The 12,060-nt window shown below is 62.6% G+C and carries 11 protein-coding genes and 5 tRNA genes; all 16 read right to left on the reverse strand.

Translation table 11 applies throughout. The features are described 5' to 3' along the window. Positions 1-263 precede the first annotated feature (263 nt). The 16 genes from ABIB38_RS06620 to lepA all read right to left on the reverse strand — a co-directional run bounded on the left by ABIB38_RS06620 (position 264) and on the right by lepA (position 11,916). Complete coding sequence (locus ABIB38_RS06620; protein ID WP_429202848.1) at positions 264-1,370, reverse strand: site-specific integrase; 1,107 nt, start codon at positions 1,368-1,370, stop codon at positions 264-266. Between the two features lie 132 nt (positions 1,371-1,502). Beyond that, positions 1,503-1,576, reverse strand: a tRNA-Cys gene (locus tag ABIB38_RS06625). Positions 1,577-1,652: 76 nt separating this feature from the next. Then, positions 1,653-1,728, reverse strand: a tRNA-Gly gene (locus ABIB38_RS06630). A gap of 30 nt (positions 1,729-1,758) precedes the next feature. Continuing rightward, a tRNA-Gly gene (locus ABIB38_RS06635) sits at positions 1,759-1,834 on the reverse strand. Between the two features lie 44 nt (positions 1,835-1,878). Further along, a tRNA-Gly gene (locus ABIB38_RS06640) sits at positions 1,879-1,954 on the reverse strand. A gap of 67 nt (positions 1,955-2,021) precedes the next feature. Beyond that, positions 2,022-2,097, reverse strand: a tRNA-Gly gene (locus tag ABIB38_RS06645). Between the two features lie 86 nt (positions 2,098-2,183). Further along, the gene (gene pgsA / locus ABIB38_RS06650) at positions 2,184-2,762 is read right to left on the reverse strand and encodes a CDP-diacylglycerol--glycerol-3-phosphate 3-phosphatidyltransferase (protein WP_429202849.1); all 579 of its coding nucleotides are present in this window, start codon (positions 2,760-2,762) and stop codon (positions 2,184-2,186) included. 261 nt (positions 2,763-3,023) lie between these two features. Beyond that, entirely contained in the window at positions 3,024-4,898 is a 1,875-nt protein-coding gene (uvrC, locus tag ABIB38_RS06655; protein WP_429203376.1) for an excinuclease ABC subunit UvrC, read from the reverse strand. Between the two features lie 104 nt (positions 4,899-5,002). Beyond that, on the reverse strand, positions 5,003-5,422 hold the full coding sequence (gene acpS, locus ABIB38_RS06660; RefSeq protein WP_429202850.1) for a holo-ACP synthase: 420 nt from the start codon (positions 5,420-5,422) through the stop codon (positions 5,003-5,005). 1 nt (position 5,423) lies between these two features. After that, positions 5,424-6,203: a pyridoxine 5'-phosphate synthase gene (gene pdxJ, locus ABIB38_RS06665; protein WP_429202851.1), complete on the reverse strand. Its 780-nt coding sequence runs from the start codon at positions 6,201-6,203 to the stop codon at positions 5,424-5,426. 10 nt (positions 6,204-6,213) lie between these two features. After that, on the reverse strand, positions 6,214-7,008 hold the full coding sequence (gene recO / locus ABIB38_RS06670; RefSeq protein ID WP_429202853.1) for a DNA repair protein RecO: 795 nt from the start codon (positions 7,006-7,008) through the stop codon (positions 6,214-6,216). A 24-nt stretch (positions 7,009-7,032) separates the two neighbouring features. Further along, complete coding sequence (era, locus tag ABIB38_RS06675; protein ID WP_429202854.1) at positions 7,033-7,929, reverse strand: GTPase Era; 897 nt, start codon at positions 7,927-7,929, stop codon at positions 7,033-7,035. Further along, complete coding sequence (gene rnc / locus ABIB38_RS06680; RefSeq protein ID WP_429202856.1) at positions 7,926-8,732, reverse strand: ribonuclease III; 807 nt, start codon at positions 8,730-8,732, stop codon at positions 7,926-7,928. Before rnc ends, era begins: the two co-directional genes overlap by 4 nt. Positions 8,733-8,782: 50 nt before the next feature. Continuing rightward, positions 8,783-9,181 (reverse strand): DUF4845 domain-containing protein, encoded by a 399-nt coding sequence (locus ABIB38_RS06685; RefSeq protein WP_429202858.1) that lies wholly within the window; start codon positions 9,179-9,181, stop codon positions 8,783-8,785. A 12-nt stretch (positions 9,182-9,193) separates the two neighbouring features. Continuing rightward, positions 9,194-10,123 (reverse strand): signal peptidase I, encoded by a 930-nt coding sequence (gene lepB, locus ABIB38_RS06690; protein WP_429202859.1) that lies wholly within the window; start codon positions 10,121-10,123, stop codon positions 9,194-9,196. Then, entirely contained in the window at positions 10,123-11,916 is a 1,794-nt protein-coding gene (gene lepA / locus ABIB38_RS06695) for a translation elongation factor 4 (protein WP_429202861.1), read from the reverse strand. The genes lepB and lepA overlap by 1 nt, the downstream gene beginning before the upstream one ends. Positions 11,917-12,060: the final 144 nt, after the last annotated feature.

The raw sequence follows: 12,060 nt of genomic DNA on the forward strand, positions 1-12,060 counted from the left end.
AGCGCGCTCGATGACTTCGGGGGAATACTTCGGTTGCTTCTTCATAGCTCCATTTTCTCAAAGAATGGAGCCTCTACAAAACCCGGGGCGGTTCAAGGTGACATCCAAGCCTCGTCGCCTTTGGCTTTAGCACCCATTACCCACAGTTAACGTGTTCGAAGTCGACTTGCGGCTATTAGGGGCCGGTGACGTTGCCTCATCCTAGGCCGTGACTGGTGCAACACTGTAATCGTGGTGGTACTCAAGTAGCCCATTCAGAAGCGTTACCAGAGATGAGCCGCCAGGTCGCTACCCCGCAAGCTGGCGTAGCGCCGCAGCATGCGCGGATCACGATGTCCTGTAATCTTCGCGATGAGCACATCGGAGAGCGAAGTACGTTCGTACAGCCGGCATGTCGCCTCATGCCTCAAATCGTGGAAATTAAGTCCCTGCACTCCAGCTTCAGTGAAAACGATGCGGAACCGGCGCGAGACTTCCGCCGTCGTGCGGTCGAGGTTGCGTACGGCAAGGTCGCCGTTCCAGTAACTGAACAGTCGGCCCTCACGTGCGGTGATTTCGGCCTGGTATTCGCGCATGAAGCTGTCGAGCAGTTCGCGCGCGACGGACGAGAGCGGCACCTGCCGTGTTTCACCATTCTTCGAGCGTTCGAGATGGATGGTCCGCTTCTGCAGGCTCACCTGGTCGGCGTACAGAGTGTAGGACTCGCGCATGCGCATCGCCGTTTCGAGCGCAAGGTTGAAGAAGACGCGGTCCTCACTGCGTTCTTCAAGCACCCCGAGAATGGCGGCCTCCTCCGCCTCTGCCACACGACGGTCACGCTCGATGTCAAGCCGCGGTTCCTTGCCTTCCTGCGCCAGCACGGCAGCATCTTCAGGCGTATAGGTCGAGAATCCGCGTTTGAGCAGACGCAGCGGGTTCTGCGCCATGATGTCCGGATGCTTTCGCAGCATCCAGTCGAAACAGCGCGCCAGGGCGCCATGGCGGTGACGGATGGTCGAAGGAGCCAGATGGTCGACGCGCTTCATCGATTTGATCCAAGCCTCAGCCCAGTCGTAGTTGAGTGTGCTCGTCGCGAACAATGCAACGCTGGGACGGACCGTGTCGAGCAGCTTGACGTCGGACTCCGGAACCGCGTTATGCCTCAGGTACTCGACAATGCAGCGACCGACTGTCCAGGCCTGTGGTTTCGGCGGCGTCTGCTCGAGAAGCGCCGAGGGCACGATGCCTTGGCCCAGCAGACGCTCGAGCTGCGCACCGTACTGCTCGGCGGCGTCGCGCGTGTCGAACGTCGCCCACAACGTCTTGGGGAGAAGTTTGTTCTTGACGCAAAGTTGGAATGCGCCGGATGGGGTTTGCTTGATGGATGCCATGGCTAAGCTCTCTCAAAGCCTGCATCCGGGAGGTAACAGCCAATTAGCCGTTTCAGTGGTAGGTGCACCTCCCGTTCCGGGAGGTTTCACCGCTTGGTGAACCAGCCTGATGCAGGCTAAGTCCTTGATTTTTGGAGGCGAGGACGGGAGTCGAACCCGTCTAGACGGCTTTGCAGGCCGCTGCATAACCGCTTTGCTACCTCGCCAGAGGATATAATGCGCTTATCGACGAGAGCGGTTATGTCTCACATCAACAAGGGAAGAAAGTGTCTTCCTGAATTCTGGAGCGGGAGAAGAGTCTCGAACTCTCGACCTCAACCTTGGCAAGGTTGCGCTCTACCAACTGAGCTACTCCCGCTTAGGAGTGTTGCTACATCTTCGTAAAACCTGGAGCGGGAGAAGAGTCTCGAACTCTCGACCTCAACCTTGGCAAGGTTGCGCTCTACCAACTGAGCTACTCCCGCATGGAGTCCTACTATTTACCAACCGCAGCGCCAGTTCGGAAAACTGGAGCGGGAGAAGAGTCTCGAACTCTCGACCTCAACCTTGGCAAGGTTGCGCTCTACCAACTGAGCTACTCCCGCGTACAGAACAACGATTATGACAGAACTTTGACTTTTTTCCAAGATCGCTTTGCAGCTTTGCAATCTTTGGAGCGGGAGAAGAGTCTCGAACTCTCGACCTCAACCTTGGCAAGGTTGCGCTCTACCAACTGAGCTACTCCCGCTTCGTCTTTCATCCTGCTGCGTTGTCGTCGCAACAGGCAGGCATTATAGAGATTCTATTCTGTACGTCAAGGATGCCACGAACAAATTAAATCGTCCCGGCTTTCTCCTTGATCAAGGGCCAGGCACGGCGCAAATAGTAGAACATCGACCACACCGTCAGCACGCCCGCCACCCACAGCAGGTACTCGCCCCAGAAGTGGATGTCGATGCCGAACAGGCGGTCGTGGAACAGCAGCATCGGGATCGCCGTCATCTGGGCCGCGGTCTTGACCTTGCCGAGCGAGCTGACCGCCACCGAGCGGGTGGCGCCGATCTGGGCCATCCATTCGCGCAGGGCCGAGATCGTGATCTCGCGGCCGATGATGATGCCGGCGATGATCGCATCCACCCGATCCAGCTGGACCAGCACCAGCAAGGCGCCGGCCACCATCAGCTTGTCCGCGACCGGGTCGAGGAAGGCGCCGAAGGCCGAGGTTTCGTTCCAGCGGCGGGCCAGGAATCCGTCGAACCAGTCGGTGACCGCGGCAATGATGAACACGGCGGTGGCCGCGAGATTGCGCTCGGGGAGCGTCATCCAGTCAACCGGCAAGTAATACAATCCGACAACGAGGGGAATGAGCGCGACGCGTAACCAGGTCAGGAGAATCGGTATATTGAAGGGCATGAGAGAGCTGATTACCGTGGAAAAATGCTTGGCCGTTAGTCTACATGGGTATGCTGGTTTGGGCCAGTTGACTCATCTGTATGACACGGAAGGAGATGCTTCTAGCTAACGATTGGCAAGCAATGGAGGTTGACCGTAGGGTTGGCGGCTACGCCGCCGACGCAGTGATTGTTAGCAGCCAGATCATCGCGCACGATATCGGAACCGCAAACAATCGACGCGTCGGCGGCAGAGCCGCCAACCCTACCGGTAGCGACAGTGCTAATGCAACTGCTTGTAAATCTCTTCCGCGAGCGCGCTCGAAATCCCCTCGACCGTCATCAGGTCTTCGACGCTGGCGTCGATCACGCCGCGCAGGCCGCCGAAGCGCGCCAGCAGGCGCTGGCGGCGCTTGGCGCCGATGCCCTCGATCTCTTCCAGGCGTGAGGCCTGGCGCGCCTTGGCGCGCTTGGCGCGCATGCCGGTGATGGCGAAGCGGTGCGCCTCGTCGCGGATCAGGGCCACCAGCATCAGCGCCGCCGATTCCTTGCCCAGTTCCTGCGCCGGCCTGCCATCGGCGAAGATCAGGGTCTCCAGGCCCACGCGCCGCCCTTCTCCCTTCGCCACGCCGACGATCATCGAGATCTCGAGCCCCAGCTCGGTAAATACCTGGCGCGCCATCTCCACTTGTCCCTTGCCGCCGTCGACCAGCACGATGTCGGGCATCACGCCCTCGCCGCCGGCCACCTTCTCGTAGCGGCGCGTCAGCACCTGGCGCATGGCGGCGTAGTCGTCGCCCGGGGTGATGCCGTTGATGTTGAAGCGGCGGTATTCGCCGTTCTGCATCTGGTGGTGGTGGAACACCACGCACGACGCTTGCGTCGCCTCGCCCGCCGTATGGCTGATGTCGAAGCATTCGATGCGCAAGGCGTCCAGGTCTTCGTTGTCGAGCTGCAGCGTGTCGGCCAGCGCGCGCGTGCGCGCCTGTTGCGACCCCTGCTCGGCCAGCAGCCGCGCCAGCGCGATCTCGGCGCCCTTGCAGGCCATCTCGAGCCACTGGCGGCGCTGGCCGCCCGGCTGCAGCACCAGGTTGATGCGGTGGCCGCACTGCTCCTGCAAGGCCATGATCAGCTCGGGCTGGTCGAATTCCACGTTCAGGATCAGGGTGCCCGGAATGAACTGGCCGGCGTAATGTTGAGCCAGGAAGGCGCACAGCACCTCGACCTCGATCGGGCATTCCCCCAGCGATTCGCCGACGTGGCTCGGGAAATAGGCGCGGTCGCCCAGGTGGCGACCGCCACGCACCATGGCCAGGTTGACGCAGGCGCGCCCGCCCTGCACCACCACCGCGATCACGTCGACGTCGGCGTCGCCCGTCGTTTCCATGCTCTGCGCGTGCAGCACTTTCGACAGCGCCTGGATCTGGTTGCGCACCGACGCGGCCTGCTCGAACTTGAGCGCCATCGCGTAATCCAGCATCTTCTGCTCGAGGTCGGCCATCACCTCGCTCTGGCGTCCGCGCAGGAACCGCGCCGCGTTCTCGACGTCGCGCTGGTAATCCTCCGGCGCGACCAGCTTCACGCAGGGCGCGCTGCAGCGGCCGATCTGGTGCAGCAGGCAGGGCCGCGTGCGGTTCGCATAGACGCTGTCCTCGCAGGTGCGCAGCCGGAAGACGCGCTGCAGCAGCTGGATCGATTCCTTGGCCGCCCAGGCGCTGGGGAAAGGACCGAAGTACTGGTTCTTCTTGTCCAGCGCGCCGCGGTAATACGCCATGCGCGGCGCCTCGCCGCCCGTGATCTTGATGTAGGGGTAAGACTTATCGTCGCGGAACAGGATGTTGTAGCGCGGCTTGAGCGACTTGATCAGGTTGTTTTCCAGGATCAGCGCTTCGGCCTCGCTGCTCACCACCGTCGTCTCCAGGCGCGCGATCTGCGACACCATCATCGCGATGCGCGGGCTCGCCAGGTTCTTCTGGAAGTAGCTCGAGACGCGGTTCTTGAGGTTGCGCGCCTTGCCGACGTAGAGCACGTTGTCGGCGGCGTCGAAGTAGCGGTACACGCCGGGCAAGCCCGGCAGGCGGTTGACGACGGCCAGCACCTGGGCACGGATCTCGGCCTCCACCTTCGGGCTCAGTTCGCGGTTGGCTTCGGCGCGCATTTCCTCGCGCGCTTCCGACAGGCGCTCGCGGCCGAGCCGCGCGGCCAGTTCGGGGGTGAGTTCGACGGATGGGTTGCCGGCTGCTGCGGGTTTTGCTTCGGACATTACTCTGCCAATGATGGTGATGCCAACGGCGCCTGGGTCACGATCACGAAGGCGACGCCGTAGTCGGCCTCGTCGCTGATCGTCACCTGGGCGCTGAGCCGGTGCTCGCGCATGAAGTCGCCAAGGGCGCCGCTACAGACGATGACCGGCTTGCCGCTCGGGTCATTGAGCATCTGGGCGCTGCGCCAGGTCATGGGCATGCGCATGCCCAGACCGATGGCTTTCGAGAACGCCTCCTTGGCCGAAAAACGGGTGGCCAGAAAGCGCAGGCCGCGCACCGCGTTCTTGGCGCTGCGGGCATGGTATTTTTCCAGCTCTTGCGGGCCGAGGATCTTCTCGACGAAGCGCGGGCCGCTGCGCGCGAGGGCTGCCTCGACACGCGAGATCTGGACGATGTCGGTGCCGATGCCGTAGATCATCTCAGGCTCCGGCTTTCGCAGTATACGATACGCCCAGGCGCGCCGCGACCATGATCGCCTTCATCTCGCGCACCGCGTTTTCCCAGCCGGCAAACAGCGCATGCGACACGATGGCGTGGCCGATGTTCAGCTCGTGCAGGTCGGGAATCGCCGCGATCGGCTGCACGTTGGTGTAGTGCAGGCCATGGCCGGCATTCACGCGCAGGCCGCGTCTCGCGCCTTCATGCACGCCCAGCCGGATGCGCTCGAGCTCGTGCGCCACTTCTTCGCCTTCGGCCTCGGCATAACGGCCCGTGTGCAGCTCGATCACGGTGGCGCCGACGGCGCAGGCGGCCTCGATCTGGCGCGCATCGGCATCGATGAACAGCGAGACGCGGATGCCTTCTTGCTGCAACTGCTTCACGGCTGCCTCGACCTCGTTGTAATAGCGCAGCACGTCCAGGCCGCCCTCGGTCGTGACTTCCTCGCGCCGCTCCGGCACCAGGCACACGTCCTGCGGTTGCACCCGGCAGGCGAAGTCGATCATCTCGCGGGTCACGGCCGCTTCCAGGTTCATGCGCGTCGCCAGCAGCGGACGCAATGCCAGCACGTCGGCATCCTTGATGTGGCGGCGGTCTTCGCGCAGGTGCAGCGTGATCAGGTCGGCGCCCGCCTGCTCGGCCAGCAGCGCGGCGCGCAGCGGGTCCGGATACGTGGTCCCGCGCGCATTGCGCACGGTGGCGATGTGGTCGATGTTCACGCCCAGGTCGATCACCTGGCCGGCGGGTTGCAGGAAGCTCATAGTGTTATTTTTACAATTGCATCAAGTCGATCAAAATCTGGCGCGTATTGAGCGGCTGCCCGCCCAGGTGATGCGCCAGCAGGAAGCGCATCAATTGCTTGCTCTGCGCCTGGGTCGCCGGATCAGTATAGTCCTCGCGCTCCATGTCCAGCAGGGTCTTGCCCAACACAACGGGCCAGACTTCCCCCAGACCCGCCGCACGCGCGCCGCGCTCCGGATCGACCACGTAGTCACGGTCCGGCGCGACCGGACCGCGGCTGCTCGTGCAGCGGCCGAGATCGGCTGCCACGCCTGTTTCCTTAAGTAAGGCTCTTTCGAATTTTCGCAAGACGATGGGCGCCGGTTCGCCGTGGGCGAGCTGGTTCAGGGTCGAGACGTAGTGATCGAACAGGGCCGGATGGCGGTCGTCGCGCGCCAGCAGCTTGACCAGCAGCTCGTTCAGGTAAAAGCCGCACAACAGCGCCGTGCGCTCCAGCGGCAGCATGCCGCCCACCCACTCGGCATCGATCAGCGTGCGCAGCTCGGACTTGCCGCTCCATGACACCGACAGGGGCTGGAAGGTCTGCAGCACGCCGCGCAGCTTGGAAAACGGGCGCTTGGCGCCCTTCGCCACCACCCCCACCCGGCCATGGTCACGGGTGAACATGTCGATGATGAGGCTGGTTTCCTTGTAGGGATAGCTGTGCAGCACGAAGCCGGGCTGGCCGGTGATCCGGCTGTCGCGTGCCGGCGCGCGCGTGCGCTTGCCCGCGGCGGGCGCGCCCTGCTCGGGCAGGTCATCGACGAATTGGTCGTGGCTGGACATGCGCGCGGCTTGCGTCCTGTGCCCTTACTCGTAGCCGTAAGCGCGCAGGCCCGCTTCGTTGTCGGCCCAGCCGGACTTGACCTTGATCCAGATCTCCAGATAAATCGGGCCGCCGAACAGTTTTTCCATATCCAGGCGCGATTGGGTGGAAATCTCTTTCAGGCGCGCACCCTTGTTACCGATGATCATCGATTTATGGGTATCGCGCTCGACCAGGATGGCCGCGAAGATCCGGCGCAGGTTGCCTTCCTGTTCGAACTGCTCGATCACGACAGTGCTGGTGTACGGCAGTTCGTCGCCCAGCAGGCGGAACACTTTTTCGCGCACGATCTCGGCCGCCAGGAATTTCTCGCTGCGGTCGGTGATGTCGTCCGGCCCGAACACCGGCGGATTTTCCGGCAGGTGGCGCTTGATCTCGGTTTCCAGTGCATCGACCTGGAAACGCAGCTTGGCCGAGACCGGCACGATCGCGGCAAAATTGAACAGGGCCGCGATCTTTTGCGCGAACGGCATCAGGACCGCCTTGTCCTTGACGCGGTCCGATTTATTGATGACCAGGATCACCGGGACATTCTTTGGCAACATCTCCAGCACCTGCTGGTCGGCCGGACCGAAGGTGCCGGCTTCGACCAGGAACAGGATCGCGTCCGACGACGTCAGGGTGTTCGAGACGGTCTTGTTGAGCGTCTTGTTCAGCGCATTCGCGTGGCGGGTCTGGAAGCCCGGGGTGTCGACGTAGATGTACTGCGCGTCGTCACGGGTCTGGATGCCGGTGATGCGGTGGCGCGTGGTCTGGGCCTTGCGCGACGTGATCGATACCTTGGCGCCGATCAGGACGTTCATCAGGGTCGACTTGCCGACGTTCGGGCGGCCGACGATGGCGATATAGCCGCAGCGGAAATTGTCGGGAGTGGCGTTCATGCTTTTTCTGTTCCTGGTTGTGCTGCGTGGGGCGCGCCGGATGCGGCAGCTTCGCCCTGGGGGGTGGCAATGCCGGCCAGCTTCAATTGGGCCGAGCGCTGGCGCGGCTTGCGCGCGCCCGGCGTCTTGGCCAGCGCCTTCTGGGCCGCGTCCAGCGCCAGGCCGGCGGCGGCCTGCTCGGCCGCGCGGCGGCTGCCGCCGCGGCCGAACACCTGCACGCCAAATTTGGGCACCAGGCATTCGACTTCGAATTCCTGGCTGTGGGCGGCGCCGTGGGTGGCCACCACATTATAGGTCGGCAGCGCGATGCGCTTCGCCTGCAGGAATTCCTGCAGCAGCGTCTTGGCGTCCTTGCCGAGCGTGGCCGGGTCGACCGTCTCGAGCAGCGGAATGTAAAAGGCGCGGATCACGCCGCGCGCGCTGTCGAACCCGCTGTCGAGGAAGATCGCGCCGAGCAGCGCTTCCAGCGTGTCGGCCAGGATCGAGGGCCGGCGGAAGCCCCCGGACTTGAGTTCGCCCTCGCCCAGGCGCAGGAATTGCGACAGGTCGAGTTTCTGGGCGATCTCGAACAGCGCCTGCTGCTTGACCAGGTTGGCGCGCAGGCGCGACAGGTCGCCCTCGTCGAGCATGCCGAAACGTTCGTACAGCACCGACGCGACGACGCAGTTGAGAACCGAATCGCCCAGGAATTCCAGGCGCTCGTTATGCAGACTGCTATGGCTACGGTGGGTCAGGGCTTGCTGCAGCAGCCCGATTTCCCGGAACGTATACCCCAAGCGCGTTTGCAATAACTGAAGATTCATTGTCGATGTCGTGTGCGTGGCCGGGCGGACCACGGCATTTTTATAAAGCCCTATTGGGCGGCGCTGTCGGCTTCGGCCACCACGCCGCTGGGGTCGGTGGTGCCGGCGAAGTCGATCAGCAGGCTGACGTTGCCCATCAGTGGCAGCCGCTTTTCGTAGGCAAAGCTGATCTGCACTTCTTCGCCGTCACGGGTAAACACCAGGTCTTGTCCGCGTACGGCCTCGACGTCATTGACGCTGGTATGGCGGTTGAAGGCTTGCTGCATGTCGCGGATGCCGCCGCCGGCGTCCTTGGCCTGGACGATCGCCGACTTGATCGCGCCGTACTCGATATAGGCCGGAATCATGCGCATGGCAAAGATGCCGACCACGCCGATGAGCGCCAGCGCCCCGATCAGGCCGGACAGGGACAGTCCGGCTTGCTTGTTCAACAGCTTGCTGCGATCCATGCCCGCCCCTTGTTATTGGATACTGCCGACACGTTTCGGATTGCTGAAGTTCATCCAGACCACGAAGGCCTTGCCGACGATATTGCGATCAGGCACGAAACCCCAATAACGGCTGTCCGCGCTATTGTCGCGATTATCGCCCATCATGAAATACTGTCCTTCCGGCACCACGCAAGTAAACTTGTCGTAGGTGTATTCGCAGTTTTCGCGCAGCGGGAAGTTTTCCACGCTGCCCAGGTCGATATTGCGCTTGTCGGCCGTATTCAGGATGCGGTGCTGGGTAACGCCAGCCGCGCTCGGCAGTTTCTCGACGAACTGCTTGTGGTAGATCGGATGCTGGTCGTCCAGGTAGTCGTCCAGCGCCGTATATTCCACCGGCTTGCCGTTGACCGTCAGGCGCTTGTCCTCATAGGTGATTTTATCACCCGGCACGCCAATGACGCGCTTGATGTAATCCTGGTTCATGTCCTTTGGGTACTTGAACACCATTACGTCGCCGCGCTGGGGATTATTCATCTGGATGATTTTCTTATTCACGATCGGCAGCCGGATACCATAGGTGTACTTGTTCACCAAAATGAAATCCCCCACCAGCAGGGTCGGCACCATTGACGACGACGGGATCTTGAACGGCTCCCACAGGAACGAGCGCAAGATGAACACCAGGGCGATCACCGGGAAGAAGCTGCCCGAATACTCGATCCAGGTCGGCTGGCGCAGATGGGCCTGCTCGATCGCGGCGCGATTGCCATTGTGGTCCACCTTGATCCCATCCGCGATCAGCTTGTCATTGCGCGCATCGTACTCGCGCAAGGCGGCATCGGCGGCGCGGCGCCGCTGTTTCGCCAGATAGAACGTGTCCAGGCACCAGATGATGCCCGTGATGACCATAGCGACGAACAGGATCAGGGCAAAATTGCCCAGGATGGGTTGCAAATTCATTATTTATCTTCCACCTGGAGAATGGCCAGGAAGGCTTCTTGGGGAATCTCCACCGAGCCGACCTGCTTCATGCGCTTCTTGCCGGCCTTTTGCTTCTCGAGCAACTTTTTCTTGCGCGAGATGTCGCCGCCATAGCACTTGGCCAGGACGTTCTTGCGCAGCGCCTTCACGTTTTCGCGCGAGATGATGGTGGCGCCGATGGCGGCCTGGATCGCCACGTCGAACATCTGGCGCGGGATCAGTTCGCGCATCTTGGCCGCCACCTGGCGTCCGCGATACGGCGCGTTGGCGCGGTGGACGATGATGGCCAGGGCGTCGACCTTTTCGCTGTTGATCAGCATGTCGACCTTGACCACGTCGGCCGCGCGATTTTCCTTGAACTCGTAGTCCATCGAGGCATAGCCGCGCGAGGTCGACTTGAGGCGATCGAAGAAGTCCAGCACGATCTCGGCCATCGGGATCTCGTAGTGCAACTTGACCTGGCGGCCGTGGTAGGCCATGTCCATCTGGACGCCGCGCTTGCCGTTACACAGGGTCATCACCGCACCCACGTACTCTTGCGGCATGTACAGGTTGACGTCGACGATCGGCTCGCGCACTTCGTTGATCTTCGACGGTTCCGGCATCTTCGACGGATTGTCGACGCGGATGATGGTGCCGTCCTTCATCTCGACCTCGTACACCACGGTCGGCGCCGTCGTGATCAGGTCCATGTCGAACTCGCGCTCGAGGCGCTCCTGCACGATCTCCATGTGCAGCAGGCCCAAGAAGCCGCAGCGGAAACCGAAGCCCAGCGCCTGCGAGACTTCCGGCTCGTACATCAGGGCGGCGTCGTTCAGCTTCAGCTTCTCGAGCGAATCGCGCAGGGCGTCGTACTGGTTCGCCTCGACCGGGAACAGGCCGGCGAACACCTGGGGCTGCACTTCCTTGAAGCCGGGCAGCGGCTCGGACGCCGGACGGCTGGCCAGGGTCACCGTGTCGCCCACGCGGGCGGCGGTCAGTTCCTTGATGCCGGCGATGATGAAGCCCACCTGGCCGGCGGTCAGTTGCGGCAGCGACACCGAACGCGGGGTGAACACGCCGATGTTTTCCACCAGATTCACCGACTCGGTGGCCATCAGGAGGATCTTGTCTTTCGGACGCAGGGTGCCGTTGACCACGCGCACCAGCATCACGACGCCGACGTACGGGTCGTACCAGGAATCGACGATCAGGGCCTGCAGCGGCGCTTCCGGGTCGCCCTTGGGCGGCGGCACCTTGGCGATCAGGGTTTCCAGCACGTCTTCCACGCCCAGGCCGGTCTTGGCCGAGCACACGGTGGCGTCGGACGCGTCGATGCCGATCACGTCCTCGATCTCTTTCTTGGCGTTGTCCGGGTCGGCGTGCGGCAAGTCGATCTTGTTCAGGATCGGCACCACTTCCACGCCCAGGTCGAGCGCGGTGTAGCAGTTGGCGACCGTCTGCGCTTCCACGCCCTGCGAGGCGTCGACCACCAGCAGCGCGCCTTCGCAGGCCGACAGCGAGCGGCTCACTTCGTACGAGAAGTCGACGTGGCCCGGGGTATCGATCAGGTTCAGGTTGTAGACCTGGCCGTCGCGCGCCTTGTACTGCAGCGCCGCGGTCTGGGCCTTGATGGTGATGCCGCGCTCGCGCTCCAGGTCCATCGAATCGAGCACCTGGGCGTCCATCTCGCGGTCCGACAGGCCGCCGCACAGCTGGATGATGCGGTCGGCCAGCGTCGATTTGCCATGGTCGATGTGGGCGATGATGGAGAAGTTACGTATGTTGTTCATTAACAAAGCTCAAAACCAGAAAGGCCGCGAAAGGCGGCGACTACGACGAAATATGGCGCACTGCGATGCAGGACGAACGGGCCGCGCAATACGAAAACGCGCTGCGTCGGGGGCCGTGCCGGTCCCCAGGCGAGCGCCTTGGCA

Source organism: Massilia sp. UYP11 (genome assembly GCF_050434805.1).
Taxonomy (GTDB): domain Bacteria; phylum Pseudomonadota; class Gammaproteobacteria; order Burkholderiales; family Burkholderiaceae_D; genus Telluria.